Genomic DNA, 16,209 nt, shown 5'->3' with positions numbered 1-16,209 from the left:
TAGTTGGTGGTTTAAATTAGTGACACTCGTTAAGCTAAACGCGCTAACGCCTGACTTAAGTCAGCGATAATGTCGTCACAATCTTCTAAGCCAATAGAAATTCGCAGCAGATTGTCACCAATGCCTGCCGCCGCCCTAGCCTCTGGCGTGTAGGGAGAGTGCGTCATCGACGCAGGATGTTGAATCAGGGATTCTGCATCGCCTAAGCTCACTGCAATAGAGAACAAACTTAAATGCCCCACAAAGGCCATGGCTTCTTCTAAATTTGCCGCCAGTTCAAATGCGATCACGCCGCCGGCACGTTTCATCTGATTACCAATAAATTTATGCCCTTGGTGAGAGGCAAGTCCGGGATAATACACCCGGTTAATACTGGGATGTTCGGCCAAAAACTCGGCCACGCGCTGGGCGCTATCACAATGGCGCTGTAAACGCACATCTAAGGTTTTAAGGCCGCGCAAGATCAGCCAAGCATCGTGTGGCGATATCACAGCGCCAATATCTTTTAAGATTTCATACTTCACTTTATGGAGCTGCTCTTCACTGCCACACACTATCCCCGCAATCACATCACCATGACCATTGAGATATTTAGTCGCACTGTGGATCACCAAATCGATACCAAAATCTAGCGGCCGCTGTAGTAATGGAGTCATAAAGGTATTATCGACAATACTGACCAACTGGTGGCGTTTAGCAATAGTCGCAATTGCTGCCAAATCAAACACCTGTAAATGGGGATTCACTGGGGTTTCACAGAAAATGACCTTAGTATTGGATTTAATCGCCGCTTCTATTTCTGCTACCGATGAAAAGTCTACTAGGGACACTTCAATACCAAAGCGAGCGAACTGAGTCGTCATTAGCGCATAAGTACAGCCGTATACGGCATTGGATGCCACTAAGTGATCGCCCATCTGCAAGTTAGCCAGTAATGCGGCGGATACTGCGCCCATACCAGATGCGGTTGCAGCGGCAGCCTCTGCACCTTCTAAAATCGCCATTTTACGTTCAAGCTCGGCGGTTGTCGGATTCCCTAAGCGCGTGTAAATATAACCTGGTTCATTACCCGCAAATCGCTCACCGCCTTGCTGTGCAGACTCAAACACAAAAGTTGCACTTTGATATAGCGGCGTCACTAAGGCGCCAAAGGCCTCACGCTCATGGCCGCCATGAATAACCTGTGTTGCCGCTTTCCACATCTTGCCTGACACATCTTGCATACCTAGCTCCTTGTCATTGGCATTGAACTGACCCCGTTGTTGATTAATTGTTCGTTTGGGATGCTCAATACCTGCGTTATGGATAATCCAATAGATAAGTTAATGAAACATTAGCCCTATCGAATAAAACCTACAGAATAAGCCCTACCATAACGCGACCAAGCACTTAAGCCAGTAGCATGGCGAAAATAGCAGCGCGCAAAGTGTAATTAACTTGTTACATAGCACTTTTCAGTCACACTTTGTCATACTCGCTACCTGCAAAAAAACATAAAAAAATGCGCTAAGGAACCAGCCCATTAACGCATCTATGTTGACAATTTTAATCAGTCAATCATTTGATATTAAATAGCATTTACTCTCTAGACTTATCTTTAGTTGACTTAGGTACTTTGTCATCCACATCGGCGAACTGGCCTTTTAATGCGTCGCGGCCTTCCTTGGTAAACAACTTGCCTGAAAACTGCTTCAGTTCGATCAACAATTCCTGATGCACTTTAGACAATTTAGGCCTTTGCTCCTCCCTAAACACAATCGGCCGACACAGCGCCATGGCTTGATATCCAAGGCGCGCTGTTAACATGCCGCCCCCTAAGCCTTGGGCCAAGCGAGCAGACAATTTACCTGTCATTTCAACCGATAACAGCTGTGTCCCTAAATCGGTAACTAACTCACTGGTGCCCGCATAAATAATATTAATGATGATACTGCGGATAAGTTTAATTCGGCTCCAATAACCTAGCTCTATGCCATAACAGCGGGCGACATCACGCAGCATACGTTGATTACGCCAAAGGATGATTGCCATATCGAGCACAGCTAACGGACTGGCCGCCAGTAGCACTGCCGACTCAGCCGCATAGCGTCGCACGACTTTTTTGGCCAGTTCATCTCGCTCCGTCAGCACTAAGTCCTCGAATAACAAGACTTTCTCGGCATCATTATGTTCATCTTTTAATGAGCGACGCAGTTGCTGCAAACCTTGGCTGTCGCCATAGTGGCACACTATGTTATCGATAAAGCTGTCTGCCTCACCCATTTGCATGCTCTGCGCCAGCCTAGCGCCTGTTTCTTGGGTATCGGCGACCTGTTTGAGTCGCTTCAGTTTGCGGTACTCACTAAACGCCCCCGCCAATGCCCACGCACTGACGACCCCAAGCACCACGCCATAAAAACTAAACAACCAAGGGCTCTCAAGCCAGGCATCCCTCAATCCTAATCCTGTTTGAACCACTACGAGCAGCAATAAACTCGTTACCGCAAGACGAGCGAGCCAAGACCAACGGCGTGATTTTACAAGTTGAGGCGATACCGATTTAGCATCGATCATTTTTGGATGGGATGACAGCGTTTCATCCATCATTTCCTCAATATCAGCAGCCACTTCTTGCACTGGTGTATGCGGATCAAAGGCTTTCGCCCCTTTGAGCTCCTCTTTGCTGGATTTGAGCTCCACGACTTGTGAGTCAAACAGCTGCTGCTTTTTCAGCGGCTTATGCTTAATGGCCTGTTGTTTAGCTGCCTGTTGTTCAATGGATTGTTCAACTGATTGCTCAACCGAGCCTTCAAATGAGTTAGCAGAAGAATTGGAGACCTGCTCATTTGGGTTATCCGATAGCTTTAACGTCATTCCAACTTATCTCCCAGTAAGTACTGCAACAAATGATCGAGACGAATATGGTCAAAGTGCACTTGAGAGGGGTCAATATTCACATTGTTCGGCGGCGCAAAGCCGATAAAGTTAAACCCTTGATCACGCCAAAAATCGGGGTCAGGTAAGCGAGTGGGCACTTCGCCTGGAAACAAGGTCAGGGCTTTGCCATTGAGTCCCGTCCCCTGCACAACTTCGACCTCGCCCTCTTGGGTCGTCACCATGCCGTGGCGAGTCGCCTTGATGGCGCTAATCGCCATAGTCTCCACTTTGCAACCATCGAAACTGGCAAAATGCTGGCTGTGTTTCAACATATCGGTCAGCAGGGACAAAACATGGCTCTGCTGATCGCGGGTAACATGGTCAACCTTGCTCGCAGCAAACAATAAACGGTCGATGCGGGGGGCAAATAAACGTCGTAAATAGCTCGATTGGCCAAACTGAAAGCTTTCCATAATGGCATTGAGTGCCGCCCCCATATCCTCAAATTGCTTTTTACCGCGATTCAACGCACTAAAACAGTCAACGAGTACTAACTGCCTGTCAAAACCGGCAAAGTGGTTTTTATAGAAAGGCTTAACCACTTTAGCGACATATTCTTGATAGCGTTTTTCCAATACATGGAATCCACTGTGTTTATCGCTTTGCGAAAACTCAGCGAACTTTTCATCATTAACCAATAACAGGGGGAAAAAAGCCAATAAGGGAGCGCCCTGCCATTCACCCGGCAATAACATGCGTCCAGGCTGCGCTTGGTAATAACCTTGTACGTGCACTAAGTCATCGAGTAATAGCTGATACTGATCGGCAATCAGTTTTAATTGCTGCTCATCGGCGCTGGCGGCTAAATCCAATGATATCAAAGATTGTTCAAACTCAGCATACAGGGGTGAGCTTTTAAGATGCTCGATGCGAACTTGTTGCGCACGACACCAAGTAACGAAGTCTTGGCGCAGCATAGGCAAATCGAGTAGCCATTCGCCGGGATAATCAACTATGTCCAAATACAGTGTGGCGGTATCAGAAAACTTGGCCAATAAGCCCTTTTGCGGTCGATATTTAATTGCCAGTCGTAATTCAGAAATAGTGCGAGTGGAGGCTGGCCAAGTCGCGGGTTCGGAAGTGAGCGCTAACATGGCGCCTTGATAATCAAAACTGGCGATTTCCAGATCCGGTTGCATGGCACGCTTAACCCCGAGCAAACGCTTATCGCGGCTCACCTGCAACAATGGCAAAGCGCTGTTGTTGCGGGTGTGGGGTAAGGTTGAGACTGGTCCAGAATTAAGTAACTGATTGACTAACCCTGTGATGAACGCAGTTTTTCCCGCACCAGAAAGCCCAGTCACAGCCAAACGTAGATGCCGGTCTGCGGTGCGATGTAACAGGGATTGGCCCTTTTGGGTTAATTTATGGAGCGAGGCATCAAGCATTCCCATAGAGACTTCCCTTATGTCGAATGAGGTTAACTTATGTTAAGTGATCTTGACTATACACTGGAATGGACAAGAGATTAAGCAACAAGGGCGGACATGGCCGCCCTTTAGAAGGGTTACAAACTATTGATTTGTCTTTTTAAATCAAAGTTGTCAGAGGTGACGTGACGTTCTAAATTTTGTAGCCTGACTTCCAGACTTCGAAATTGACGACTCACGTCGCTCAGCGCTTGCTTTGCGGGTTCTCCCGACTGCCACGGCTTCTTCTTCACCTCGATATCGTCCCTATCGTATGACTTCTGTGGCTTGATGTCTAAAATCACCCACAAAGCGACATAGATGATAAATACCACACCTGAGCCGCCGAGTAAGAAGATAGACACCGCCAGTACTCGCACTAACCAAGTTTCAATCGCAAAGTACTCGGCAATCCCTGCGCATACACCCGCTATTTTGCCTGACTGGGGAATGCGGTACAAAGTACGGCCATTAGATCCTCTCATGTTTCCCCCTCCATTCGGGCGATTCTGTATCCAGAATGGCCTCTAAGGTCTCGATACGCGCCGCCATTTTATCGGCCTTGGATATCAAGTCATTGAGTTGTGAAAACTCTTCCTCAGTGAGTCCCTGGCTCACTTGTCGCTTACTGCGATAATGAAGAACTAACCATATTGGCGCGACTATCACCATGAAAATAATAATCGGCGCCATTAGCACGTCCATATCCATAACTCACCTCTGAATTGTTATTCTTTTGACTTAGTTGGCGCTTTAACTTTTACCTTGGCTTTTAGCGCTGCCAGTTCTGCATTCACAGAATCTTCCGCTTCTAGCGCCGCAAACTCATCGGCTAAGGTCTTTTTGCTGCCAAGATCGTAAGATTCAACTTGGGCTTCTAAGCCTTCGACACGGCGCTCATATTGCTCAAACTTGAGCATGGCGTTGTCGATCTTGCTTGAATCTAACTGCTTTTTCACTTCTAAACGTGATGACGCGGTTTGAGTGCGCAAAATAATGGTCTTTTGGCGCGCTTTTGCATCGAGCAGCTTTTCTTGCAACATACCCACTTCATCTTTCAAGCGTGCGATATGTTCATCGATAACAGCTAACTCTTGATTCAGCGTGTCTGCTAAACCGGTCGCTTTTTGTTTTTCAACTAAAGCGGCTTTCGCTAAGTCTTCACGGTCTTTGGACAGTGCCAGTTCAGCCTTATCTTGCCAATCTTGCACTTGCTCTAACACGCGGTTGATACGACGTTGCAGCTCTTTCTTTTCAGCTAACACTTTAGCTGAGGTAGAACGCACTTCAACGAGTGTGTCTTCCATTTCTTGGATAATCAGTCGAACCATTTTTTCTGGGTCTTCGGCTTTATCCAGCAATGCGCTGATATTAGAGTTAATGATATCGGCGAAACGAGAGAAAATTCCCATAATCCTATCCTCAAATTGATGTTGGTCTCGTATAAGGTAATACACTAACCGTGCCAACTTTAACTTCTTATTCAAATACAATAGCTTAAACAAAATATTAACTTTTACTTCCTTTTACGCTTCAAGCCACTTATTATCATTTTCACCAAATTTTAGCGCGAAAGACTAAAAAATATCGTGGATAATAAATTTCAGCAAGACAACCTTATCGGTCAATCCAACGCCCTACTCGAAGTGTTAGAACATGTGTCGCAAATAGCGCCGCTGTCTAAACCCGTACTGATTATTGGTGAACGTGGCACAGGTAAAGAGCTTATTGCCGAACGCTTACATTATCTGTCTAAGCGCTGGGATCAAAGTTTTATTAAGCTAAACTGTTCATCTTTGAGTGAAAATTTACTCGAGAGCGAATTGTTTGGCCATGAGTCAGGTGCCTTTACTGGCGCCAAAGGCAAACACGAAGGCCGCTTTGAGCGCGCCGACGGCGGCACTTTATTCCTCGACGAATTAGCCAATACCTCAGGACTTATCCAAGAAAAACTCCTGCGTGTCATTGAATACGGCGAATTTGAACGAGTCGGCGGCAGTAAAACCGTGCAAAGTGATGTTCGTTTAATCTGCGCCGCCAACGAAGATTTACCATCACTTGCTGACGCAGGCGAATTTCGTGCCGACTTGCTCGATAGACTCGCCTTCGATGTGATCACTCTGCCACCGCTGCGTTGCCGCCCAGAAGACATAATGACGCTGGCGGAATACTTCGCCGTTGGCATGGCGCGTCAGTTAAAGCTGCAGCTGTTCAGCGGTTTTAGTGCCCATGCGGTCGAGCAACTAATGACCCACGACTGGCCGGGCAATATCCGAGAACTTAAAAACGTGGTCGAGCGCAGCGTTTATCGTAATGGTGGTGAAAATCGGCCCATCGACCATATCACTCTTGATCCCTTTGCTTCACCCTATCGACCTAAAACTCGGATCAAGACCCGCGAACGTCAAATCACCTCAGTCGCGCCAACAACCGTTGCCAGTACGCCGCAATATGCGCCGATACTTGAGGCTGAAGTACCAGTCAATACTGAGTCTTCAGTGAATAGCTTTAATTTTCCGCTGGATTTTAAAGAGCAAACTGAGAAGTACGAAATGGATCTGATCCAACAGGCGCTCTCAAGCAGCCAATACAACCAAAAGAAAACCGCCGACATGCTCGGATTAAGCTACCACCAACTGCGTGGCATCCTTAAAAAATACAATTTACTTGATAAAGCATAAGCAGATTGCCCATGGGGGAGATGCACTGCTAAAATAGCCGTTCATAGTCGATAAAATAATGATTTATAAATGAGTGTGCTAATTAGACGCCTGTGCCTAACAACTGCAGTTTCTTGCATGAGTTGGTTGTTGGTCGCGTGTGGCCCCCAACGACTCCCTTCCGGTTTGGTGTATTGCTCCGAAGGGAACCCTGAGTCTTTTAATCCACAATTGGTGACGTCTGGCACGACAATCGATGCCACCTCGCACCAAATTTATAGTCGCTTAGTGGATTATGATACCCAGTCAGGCAAGCTTGTCCCTGCCTTGGCGACGAGTTGGGCTATGTCCGATGATGGCTTAAGCTATCGCTTCACCCTCAGGGAAAACGTGCAGTTCCAGCATTCGAAGCGGTTTACCCCAACACGGCCCTTCAATGCCGACGATGTGTTGTTCTCCTTTAAGCGTATTATCGATACCCAGCATCCTTATCATTTTGTCTCCCGCACGGGTTATCCCTTCTTCCAAAGTATTGGCTTTTCTGAACAAGTTAAAGGGATAGAAAAGATAAACGATCATGAAGTGGTCTTTTATTTGACCCGCAAAGACGCTTCATTTCTGTCAAATCTGGCCACCGACTTTGCGGTGATTTTATCCGATGAATATGCGCAGCAGCAGTTAGCCTTGGGTCATCCTGAAAACGTCGACCACTTTGCCATTGGCACTGGGCCGTTCACCTTAGTGCAGTACGCGAAAAACGAATATATTCGCTATCGTCGTCATCCTGACTTTTGGGGCGAACCAGCAAAAATTGATATGCTCGTATTTGATATCACGCCCAAAAGTACCGTCAGACTCGCGAAACTGATCGCAGGCGATTGCAGTGTGTCTGCGCTGCCCAAAGCGGGTGAGCTACCGGTCATCAAGCAACATGAAGAATTAAATATTGAGTCACAACCTGGACTCAACGTAGCATTTTGGGCCTTTAATACGCAAAAGCCGCCACTAGATGATGTCCGTGTTCGCCGCGCCCTCGCCTATGCGGTCGATAAACAAAATATCCTGCGGGCGGTTTATCAAAATACTGCCATTGAAGCCACGGGGGTTCTACCGCCAGCATCTTGGGCCTATGCCAATAACAAAGGGCTTGTGGATTACAATCCGCAAAAAGCGCGCGACCTGTTAAAAGAAGCAGGCATTAAAAATCTCAGTATTGATATTTGGGCCATGCCAGTCGCCCGCGCCTATAATCCCAATGCGTTAAAAACGGCCGAATTAATTCAATCAGATCTGGCCAACGTAGGCGTAAAAGTGAACATCGTCAGTTACGACTGGAGCGTGTTTAGTCAGCGGCTCAGCCGCGACGACTATGATTCTGTGCTGATTGGCTGGAATGCCGATAACAGCGATCCCGATAACTTCTTTACTCCTCTGCTGAGTTGCGCTGCGATGCAGTCGAACAACAATCGTTCTCGCTGGTGTAACCCTGAGTTTGATGCCATCTTAGATAGCGCAAGGGAAGTGTCAGATCAGAGCGAACGTAAAGTGATTTATCAACAAGCAGAAGCCTTTTTAGCAGAACAAGTGCCTATGCTGAGTCTGGCCCATGCCAAGCGTGTGGCGTTAACTCGCCATGATGTCAAAGACATGCAACTCACGCCTTTTGGTGGCATTTCCTTCGCCCACACTAGCCAAGCACAAGAGGAGGCGAATTAATGTTTAAATACCTACTGCGCCGCCTCAATTTGTTTCTTGCCACCTCGTTAGTCATGGTGGGTGTCTTATTTTACGCCACCGGCTTATTTCCGGTGGATCGCACCCACGCACTCACTGGCATACATACACCGACGGCGAGCCAACTGGTTCAAATCGAGCAGGACTACAAATTAGATAAAAACCAAGCGTGGCAATTTATCGCTTATCTACAACAAAGGCTTAGCGGTAATTTAGGCATTTCAGTCACCTCACATCAAGAAGTGGCTGAAGAACTCAGCGCCGTCCTACCCGCCTCCTTCGAACTTGCTGTGATGGCGGCCATTATCGCGATTTGCTTTGGTGTGCCCTTAGGTGTGCTTGCTTCCCAGAGCCAACATAAGCACACCCAAAATACCATTATGGCGATCACGCTAACGGGCTACTCTGTGCCCGTGTTCTGGTTAGGTCTTTATCTTTCGCTCTGGTTTGGTGTCGATCTCGGTTGGTTACCGATTTCTGGCCAAATCAATTTGTTATATGAAATCAAACCTGTCACTGGCTTTATGTTGGTAGATACCCTGTTGTCAGAGTCTGAATACGGCATGTCGGCATTTAAAGATGCGCTGCTGCACATCATTTTACCTGCCACGACACTGGCCGTGTTACCTTTTACTGTGGTGGTTCGCAGCACCCGCTCGGCGATGATGAATGTAATGAATCAAACCTTTATCCGCGCCGCCGAAGCCAGAGGCATGCATACTGGGACTATTATACTGCGTCACGCCCTACCTAACGCCTTGATCCCCGTGCTGAAACATTTAGGGTTGATGCTTGGCTCATTTGCCAGTTATGCCATAGTGGTCGAAATGATTTTCTCTTGGCCTGGCGTGGGTTCTTGGCTGGTTTCAGGGATTTACCAACGGGACTACACTGTCATCCAAGGTGGTATTCTGGCTGTAGCCCTATTGATTATCTTCCTAAGTATCTTGATTGAAGTGCTCCACACAGTCTTTAATCCTCTGAGCAGAAAAGACCTTTATGCCACCAGTTAAAATTTATCAAGAAGATCAGATTGCCTCCCCGACTATGCGGGTTTGGCTTAACTTTTCAGCGAACCCTTTCGCCTTGGCAGGTCTGTGGACGATTGCATTTCTACTCTTGCTAACGCTATTTGGCCCTATGATTGCGCCCTTCCCACCAGAAGCACAAGATCCAAGAGCCTTGCTATTGCCGCCCTCTTGGGATCCCTCAGGCACAGTAGCACACTTTTTAGGCACAGACGATTTAGGCCGCGATATCTTCAGCCGATTATTACACGGCGCACACTTGACCTTTGGTATGGCACTGCTGATCGTCGTCACCGCATTATTCACAGGCTTTATCATAGGGTCACTGTCCGGCATGATGCGGGGCTTAAAATCCAGTATTCTCGGGCACTTACTCGATGCATTGTTATCAATCCCTTCATTATTGATGGCCATTTTAGTGGTGGCGGTAATGGGGCCAGGGCTTGAAAATGTGTTCTGGGCCGTCGGGATAGCGTTAACCCCGCAATTTGTGCGCTCGATACACCAGTCAGTGCATGAGGAGTTGCAAAAAGAATACGTCACAGCGGCGCGTTTAGATGGCGCGAACTCAATGCAAATTTTTTGGTATGTCATCATGCCAAACGTGTGGGAAGTGGTGATCATTCAAACCACACTTGCCATTTCGGCCGCCATTTTAGATATCGCCGCCCTTGGTTTTTTAAGCTTGGGCGCGCAGGCACCAAGCCCTGAATGGGGCGCTATGGTCGCCCAAGGTATGGATAATTTATTAACGGCGCCTTGGGCTGTAACTATCCCGGGCTTAGCGATTCTTTTCAGTGTGCTTTCCATTAACTTGGTTGGCGATGGCCTACGGTCGGCGCTTGCGCCCATCAGAAACTAACTTATGCCTTTACTCGACGTACGAAATCTCACGATTGAACTCGATACGCCCCACGGTAGAGTGCGGGCGCTCGAAAAAGTCAGCTTAACGCTCAATGCCGGCGAAATTCATGGCCTAGTCGGAGAGTCAGGCTCTGGACGAAGTTTGTTAGCCAGAGCGATTCTTGGGATCCCAGGTCCCAATTGGACCATCACAGCCGATCGCATGATGTGGGATGGCAATAATTTGATGGCCATGAGCTCAAAAGAGCGCCGCAATCTGATGGGTTCAGACATGGCGATGATCTTCCAAGATCCATCGGGCAGCTTAGATCCGGCGCAAACCGTCGGCAGTCAGCTGATGCAAGCTATGCCTAAGAATCCCAACGCCTATTTTTGGCAACGGCGTCGACATGCACGGCTGACGGCACAAAAGTGGCTACATAAAGTCGGGATCAAGAATCCGAGGCAGGTAATGTCTAGCTACGCCTGGGAATTATCCGAAGGCGAATGCCAAAAAGTGATGATTGCGATGGCGGTTGCAAACCAGCCTCGCCTCTTGATTGCCGACGAACCCACAAGCTCGATGGAACTCAGCACTCAAGCGCAGATATTCAGATTATTATCTCAATTAAATCAATTACAAAACGTATCGATTCTATTGATCAGCCACGAGCTTGAAACCTTAGCCCAATGGTGCGATCACTTATCCGTGCTCTATTGCGGTCAGGTTATGGAATCAGGGCCGACAGACGAAGTGATTAAGCAGCCTTATCATCCTTACACTAAGGCGCTGCTTGACAACATGCCCGACTATTCAGGCTCAGGTGGCCACAAGGCGATTATGCCCACCCTTCCAGGGTCTGCGCCCGCCTTACAGCATTTGCCAATCGGTTGCCGCTTAGGGCCTCGTTGCCCCGAAGCCCAAAAAAAATGCGTTAATCAGCCAAATTTAAGTCATATTAAAGACCGCTATTTTGCCTGTCATTTCCCTTATCACGGCGAAACCCACAATGACGACCCCACTGCTTAAAGTTAACGATCTTTATAAAAGATACGATACCGGTTATAGGGGCTTTTCCCGCCAATATAACGATGCACTAGCGCCTGTATCCTTCGAGCTCCAACGCGGCGAAACCTTAGCCATAGTAGGTGAAGCTGGGTCGGGTAAAAGTACCCTCGCCCGCATTTTAGTCGGTGCAGAGCCCCGCAGCGGCGGCGAGATTTTTTTCGAAGGTGAAGCCTTAGACAGCCGCGATATCAAGCAAAGATGCCGCTTGATTCGAATGATTTTCCAAGATCCGAATACCTCACTAAACCCGCGTTTGACAATTGGCCAGTTGCTCGATGAGCCGCTGCGTTTTAATACCAAAATGTCGGCGCAATCGCGGCACACCCAAGTGGTCGACACATTGCGCAAAGTGGGCTTATTACCTGAGCATGCGGAGTTTTATCCGCACATGATTTCCGAAGGCCAGAAACAACGCGTTGCAGTAGCGCGAGCCTTGATGCTCAATCCTAAAATTATCATTGCCGACGAAGCCTTGACCGCGCTTGACCTTTCAGTACGCTCACAAATTCTTAATTTGCTGCTGAAACTGCAAAAAGACCTCGGCTTGTCTTATATCTTCGTATCCCATAATCTCAATATTATTCGCCATGTTAGCGATAAAATCATGGTGCTGCACAAAGGTGTAATGGTCGAGAAAGCGCCTACAGAACAGATATTTAACTCGCCACAACATGAATATACCCAGAGGTTGATCCAAGAGCAAAGTCTGTTTGTCCACAAACGTTAAACTGCTCCAACCACTTAAATAATCAGGTGAATTGGCTAAAAATAGGTGCCATTTACCCGCCGAAATATTTATCCTATTGGTCATTTTGATAGAAGAAGCTTAAACATGATTATCAAACCAAAAATTCGTGGATTCATTTGTACCACTACACACCCAGTCGGTTGTGAAGCAAACGTTCAAGAACAAATCACGCTAACCAAAGCTAAAGGTAAAATTGCTAACGGCCCGAAAAAGGTATTAGTGGTTGGTTCATCAAGCGGTTACGGTCTGTCTTCACGTATCGCAGCCGCTTTCGGTAGCGATGCCGCAACGATTGGCGTGTTCTTCGAAAAGCCAGGTACTGAAACGAAACCAGGTACTGCAGGTTGGTACAACTCTGCTGCTTTCGACAAATTTGCTAAAGCTGAAGGCTTATATTCTAAGAGCATTAACTGCGATGCCTTTAGCCATGAAGCAAAACAAAAAGTGATCGAGCTTATTAAGCAAGATCTCGGTGAAATCGACATGGTCGTTTACTCACTGGCATCACCTGTGCGCAAACTGCCAGATTCTGGTGAACTTATTCGTTCTGCGCTAAAACCAATCGGTGAAACTTACACTGCGACTGCGGTTGATACCAATAAAGACTGCATCATTGAAGCCACCGTTGAGCCTGCAACTGAGCAAGAAATTGCCGACACAGTCACAGTAATGGGCGGCGAAGATTGGGAATTGTGGATCAAAGCCCTGTCTGAAGCGGGTGTATTAGCGGATAACTGCAAAACCGTAGCCTATAGCTATATCGGTACTGAACTGACGTGGCCAATCTACTGGCACGGCGCCCTTGGCAAAGCCAAGATGGATCTGGACCGCGCAGCAAAAGCCTTAAATGAGCAATTGTCAGCCACTGGCGGCAGCGCTAACGTTGCGGTACTGAAGAGCGTTGTGACTCAAGCGAGTTCGGCTATTCCAGTCATGCCTTTGTATATTGCTATGGTATTCAAGAAAATGCGTCAGGAAGGTCTCCATGAAGGTTGTATGGAGCAAATCTATCGCATGTTCAGTGAGCGTCTATTCCGCGCCGATGGGGCTAAGCCAGAAACCGACAGCGACAATCGCATCCGTTTAGACGATTGGGAACTGCGTGAAGATATTCAGCAACACTGCCGTAATCTGTGGCCACAAGTGACCACAGAAAACTTGTCAGAATTGACTGATTACCGTGAATACAAAGCTGAATTTATTAAATTATTCGGCTTTGGTATCGAAGGTATTGATTACGATGCCGACGTTAACCCATACGTTGAGTTTGACGTTATCGAGCTCTAATCGACTGCGATAGCTAATCACTGCTTATCACACCGTTAAACGCCACTTTTTAGTGGCGTTTTTATTTGCAACGCCCGAACTAAGATGCGCTACACTAGCTTTCACCAATCACTCCCTAATAATCCCTCAATAAGGAAAGACGATGAAAATTAGCGCAAGAAATACGCTCAGCGGTACGATCAAATCCATAGAAATGGGCGCGGTAAACAATGAAGTGACGATCGAACTTGCACCAGGTGTAGTATTGACCTCTGTGGTAACGAAAGCGTCCTGTGAGCGCCTAGGGCTTAAAGTGGGGGATTCGGCTTATGCACTCATCAAAGCCAGCAGCGTGATGATAGGCGTTGATGACTAGCCTGACTGTAACGCCGCGCTTGATGTTATGGCGTATTGAGTCTGACTGTGTTGCTGTAACTTATTCACTGCACAATCATCGACATACTTCATCGCATTGAAAAACAAAAAAGGCCAAGTGAAAGCACTTGGCCTTTTTAATCGAAGTTTATAAGTAGGGTAGCCAGTTCAACTCGCTATCCTCACTTAACTCATTCTTCTACAGGGTAAAGCACCTTGGCATTGGCTTTAAGTGAATCTATCAAGCCACGATAATCTGATTCGCTGTATTGTGCGTTCAGGCGTTGTTTAAGCGCATTAACCAGCTCATCACTCACACCTTCAGCAGCGTTAACTTTATCTAGCGCAACCACGGCATAACCATTTGCTAAACCAACGGTATCGACAACTGGAGAAGTGCTTGGTGTTGGCATTTGGAACGCTTTGCCTACAATCGCAGCATCAACATCTTGCGCGCCGCGGCCTAGTTTCGCTTTAGCCACTAAACCAAGATCCGTTGCACCGGCTTTAACTTGGGCCATCAGCTCTTGTGCTTTCGCACGGGCGGCTTCGTTTGCTTGATCTTGCTTCAAACGCTCTGTGATATTGGCTTTCACTTCCGCTAAGGCCAAAGTGCCCGCATCGTGATGTTCCTTCACACGAACCACCACCACGTGGTTAGGTTCAAGCTCAATCACTTCACTGTTTAACCCTTTCAGCATAACAGTTTCAGAGAACGCAGCTTTAACTAAGTCAGGCTTGTTCAGCGCAGCAGGAACGTTATCGCGAGAGAACAGTGGAGTCGTCTTAATATCGACGCCCAGAGCTTTAGCGGTTTCAGATAACGTATCTGGCACTTCATAGCTAGTATCAGCCAATTTGCTTTGTAAGCTATAGAATTGATCAACCGCTTTCTTATCTTGCAATTGCGCCACTATCTTAGCTTTTACATCGGCAAAGGGTACAGTCACACCAGGTTGCACATCTAATAGCTTGATAATGTGGAAACCAAAGTCAGTTTTAACCACAGCAGAATGTTGGCCTTTGTTCAATGCAAATAATGCAGCATCGAAAGCGGGGTCCATCACGCCTGGTTCAAACCAATCCAGTTTACCGCCCTGCTCTGCACTCAAGGTATCGTCAGAGTTCGCTTTAGCCAGATCAGCAAAATCGGCACCGCTGTCTAATTGCTTAGCTAAATCTTCAGCCTTGGCTTTTGCAGCCGCTTCATCGCTACCAGGCATAACCAGAATGTGTGCGGCAAGACGCTTCTCATTAGACACGTATTGCGCTTTATGTTCTTCGTAATAAGCTTGCGCTTCTTCGTCTGACACTGGGTTATTTTTAGCAAAATCAGCCGCATTCAGTTCAACATATTCTAAGCTCACCATTTCAGGGCTCATAAACTGCCCTTGGTTTGCGTCGTAATAGTTTTTCACTTGCTCGTCAGTCACAACCGCTGTCGCTAAGAATGGCGCAGAATCAACCACTAAATAACGCACATCGCGGGTTTGACCTTGTAACTCAGCCAATTGCTTAGCTTCACCTGCTAACACAAATTCAGTACCAACTAGCGCAGCTGTTAACTGACGACGGGTCATATCGACACGCATCATGTCTCTAAACGCCTGTGGCTGATAACCTAACTGACGTAGAATCGCTTGATAACGGTCGTTATCAAATTTGCCATCGGTTTGGAATGCGGGTTCAGTTTTCACGGCAGCAATAATCTGTTCGTCAGATACTCGCAAACCCATAGCCTTAGCCGCTTGATCTATCAGTTTGTCAGCGACTAAGCGCTCTAATACGCTCTGCTTAATACTTTGTAGATATTTTTCGTCAGCAGATAACGCAGCAAACATCTCACCTAGCTGTTGCTCCATACGAGAGCGCTCGCTTTGGTAAGCCTGCTCAAGCTCGGCTTTAGTGATTATGTCACCGTTCACTTCTGCTGCTGGCACATCAGTTGTAGAACCTAAGTAACTGCTGACTCCTGCAAATGCAAAAGATAAAATCACAAGTACGAGAATGCCTTTAGCAATCACGCCTTGCGAACCATCGCGGATCTTTTCTAACATCAGATTTCTCGCTTGTTGCGATTAACAAAATAAAAAGGCGCATCAGTTTGAGATGCGCCTTTCTGTAATTTATGGGGAATATTCAGACGCTACCACTGGTAAAT

The 16,209-nt window shown here is 47.2% G+C and carries 15 protein-coding genes; 8 read left to right on the top strand and 7 right to left on the bottom strand.

Annotated features, from left to right (window positions below; translation table 11 throughout):
- Positions 1–29 precede the first annotated feature (29 nt).
- The 6 genes from megL to pspA all read right to left on the bottom strand — a co-directional run bounded on the left by megL (position 30) and on the right by pspA (position 5,737).
- Positions 30–1,223: a methionine gamma-lyase gene (megL, locus tag Q4Q57_RS17745; protein ID WP_311891575.1), complete on the bottom strand. Its 1,194-nt coding sequence runs from the start codon at positions 1,221–1,223 to the stop codon at positions 30–32.
- A 355-nt stretch (positions 1,224–1,578) separates the two neighbouring features.
- A complete protein-coding gene (locus Q4Q57_RS17740) occupies positions 1,579–2,853 on the bottom strand; it encodes a YcjF family protein (RefSeq protein ID WP_311891574.1) in 1,275 nt (424 codons plus the stop codon).
- Entirely contained in the window at positions 2,850–4,310 is a 1,461-nt protein-coding gene (locus tag Q4Q57_RS17735; RefSeq protein ID WP_311891573.1) for a YcjX family protein, read from the bottom strand. Before Q4Q57_RS17735 ends, Q4Q57_RS17740 begins: the two co-directional genes overlap by 4 nt.
- Before the next feature lie 113 nt (positions 4,311–4,423).
- On the bottom strand, positions 4,424–4,810 hold the full coding sequence (gene pspC, locus Q4Q57_RS17730; protein ID WP_063883141.1) for an envelope stress response membrane protein PspC: 387 nt from the start codon (positions 4,808–4,810) through the stop codon (positions 4,424–4,426).
- Positions 4,797–5,036 (bottom strand): envelope stress response membrane protein PspB, encoded by a 240-nt coding sequence (gene pspB / locus Q4Q57_RS17725; protein ID WP_006081138.1) that lies wholly within the window; start codon positions 5,034–5,036, stop codon positions 4,797–4,799. The genes pspC and pspB overlap by 14 nt, the downstream gene beginning before the upstream one ends.
- Before the next feature lie 17 nt (positions 5,037–5,053).
- Positions 5,054–5,737 (bottom strand): phage shock protein PspA, encoded by a 684-nt coding sequence (gene pspA, locus Q4Q57_RS17720; RefSeq protein ID WP_311891572.1) that lies wholly within the window; start codon positions 5,735–5,737, stop codon positions 5,054–5,056.
- Positions 5,738–5,914: 177 nt separating this feature from the next.
- Between pspA and pspF the strand changes: the two genes are divergently transcribed.
- The 8 genes from pspF to Q4Q57_RS17680 all read left to right on the top strand — a co-directional run bounded on the left by pspF (position 5,915) and on the right by Q4Q57_RS17680 (position 14,049).
- Positions 5,915–7,006 (top strand): phage shock protein operon transcriptional activator, encoded by a 1,092-nt coding sequence (pspF, locus tag Q4Q57_RS17715; protein ID WP_311891571.1) that lies wholly within the window; start codon positions 5,915–5,917, stop codon positions 7,004–7,006.
- Between the two features lie 69 nt (positions 7,007–7,075).
- Complete coding sequence (sapA, locus tag Q4Q57_RS17710; protein WP_311891570.1) at positions 7,076–8,701, top strand: ABC transporter substrate-binding protein SapA; 1,626 nt, start codon at positions 7,076–7,078, stop codon at positions 8,699–8,701.
- Complete coding sequence (locus Q4Q57_RS17705; RefSeq protein WP_311891569.1) at positions 8,701–9,732, top strand: ABC transporter permease; 1,032 nt, start codon at positions 8,701–8,703, stop codon at positions 9,730–9,732. Before sapA ends, Q4Q57_RS17705 begins: the two co-directional genes overlap by 1 nt.
- Positions 9,719–10,609 (top strand): ABC transporter permease subunit, encoded by an 891-nt coding sequence (locus Q4Q57_RS17700; RefSeq protein ID WP_006081133.1) that lies wholly within the window; start codon positions 9,719–9,721, stop codon positions 10,607–10,609. The genes Q4Q57_RS17705 and Q4Q57_RS17700 overlap by 14 nt, the downstream gene beginning before the upstream one ends.
- A gap of 3 nt (positions 10,610–10,612) precedes the next feature.
- On the top strand, positions 10,613–11,620 hold the full coding sequence (locus tag Q4Q57_RS17695) for an oligopeptide/dipeptide ABC transporter ATP-binding protein (protein WP_063883145.1): 1,008 nt from the start codon (positions 10,613–10,615) through the stop codon (positions 11,618–11,620).
- Positions 11,601–12,386 carry an ATP-binding cassette domain-containing protein gene (locus Q4Q57_RS17690; protein WP_006085370.1) on the top strand — a complete coding sequence of 262 codons (786 nt, stop codon included), beginning with the start codon at positions 11,601–11,603 and terminating at the stop codon, positions 12,384–12,386. Before Q4Q57_RS17695 ends, Q4Q57_RS17690 begins: the two co-directional genes overlap by 20 nt.
- Before the next feature lie 105 nt (positions 12,387–12,491).
- Positions 12,492–13,694, top strand: a complete 1,203-nt coding sequence (gene fabV / locus Q4Q57_RS17685; protein WP_011846466.1) for an enoyl-ACP reductase FabV — start codon at positions 12,492–12,494, stop codon at positions 13,692–13,694.
- A 142-nt stretch (positions 13,695–13,836) separates the two neighbouring features.
- Positions 13,837–14,049, top strand: a complete 213-nt coding sequence (locus tag Q4Q57_RS17680; RefSeq protein ID WP_006085368.1) for a molybdopterin-binding protein — start codon at positions 13,837–13,839, stop codon at positions 14,047–14,049.
- 190 nt (positions 14,050–14,239) lie between these two features.
- On the opposite strand, the gene Q4Q57_RS17675 is transcribed toward Q4Q57_RS17680, so the two are convergent.
- Positions 14,240–16,105 carry a SurA N-terminal domain-containing protein gene (locus Q4Q57_RS17675; RefSeq protein ID WP_311891568.1) on the bottom strand — a complete coding sequence of 622 codons (1,866 nt, stop codon included), beginning with the start codon at positions 16,103–16,105 and terminating at the stop codon, positions 14,240–14,242.
- Between the last annotated feature and the right edge of the window lie 104 nt (positions 16,106–16,209).

The organism is Shewanella sp. SP2S2-6 (assembly GCF_031931965.1).
In the GTDB taxonomy this organism is placed as follows: Bacteria; Pseudomonadota; Gammaproteobacteria; order Enterobacterales; family Shewanellaceae; genus Shewanella; species Shewanella baltica.
The sequence above is the reverse complement of the archived record's forward strand: the minus strand, read 5'-3'. Positions and strand labels throughout refer to the sequence as shown.

Coding starts and splice junctions, on each gene's coding strand:
- megL (WP_311891575.1), bottom strand. CDS start 1,223: ATGCAAGATGTGTCAGGCAAGATGTGGAAAGCGGCAACACAGGTTATT.
- Q4Q57_RS17680 (WP_006085368.1), top strand. CDS start 13,837: ATGAAAATTAGCGCAAGAAATACGCTCAGCGGTACGATCAAATCCATA.
- Q4Q57_RS17700 (WP_006081133.1), top strand. CDS start 9,719: ATGCCACCAGTTAAAATTTATCAAGAAGATCAGATTGCCTCCCCGACT.
- Q4Q57_RS17695 (WP_063883145.1), top strand. CDS start 10,613: ATGCCTTTACTCGACGTACGAAATCTCACGATTGAACTCGATACGCCC.
- pspA (WP_311891572.1), bottom strand. CDS start 5,737: ATGGGAATTTTCTCTCGTTTCGCCGATATCATTAACTCTAATATCAGC.
- fabV (WP_011846466.1), top strand. CDS start 12,492: ATGATTATCAAACCAAAAATTCGTGGATTCATTTGTACCACTACACAC.
- Q4Q57_RS17705 (WP_311891569.1), top strand. CDS start 8,701: ATGTTTAAATACCTACTGCGCCGCCTCAATTTGTTTCTTGCCACCTCG.
- Q4Q57_RS17740 (WP_311891574.1), bottom strand. CDS start 2,853: ATGACGTTAAAGCTATCGGATAACCCAAATGAGCAGGTCTCCAATTCT.
- Q4Q57_RS17735 (WP_311891573.1), bottom strand. CDS start 4,310: ATGGGAATGCTTGATGCCTCGCTCCATAAATTAACCCAAAAGGGCCAA.
- sapA (WP_311891570.1), top strand. CDS start 7,076: ATGAGTGTGCTAATTAGACGCCTGTGCCTAACAACTGCAGTTTCTTGC.
- Q4Q57_RS17675 (WP_311891568.1), bottom strand. CDS start 16,105: ATGTTAGAAAAGATCCGCGATGGTTCGCAAGGCGTGATTGCTAAAGGC.
- Q4Q57_RS17690 (WP_006085370.1), top strand. CDS start 11,601: ATGACGACCCCACTGCTTAAAGTTAACGATCTTTATAAAAGATACGAT.
- pspB (WP_006081138.1), bottom strand. CDS start 5,036: ATGGATATGGACGTGCTAATGGCGCCGATTATTATTTTCATGGTGATA.
- pspC (WP_063883141.1), bottom strand. CDS start 4,810: ATGAGAGGATCTAATGGCCGTACTTTGTACCGCATTCCCCAGTCAGGC.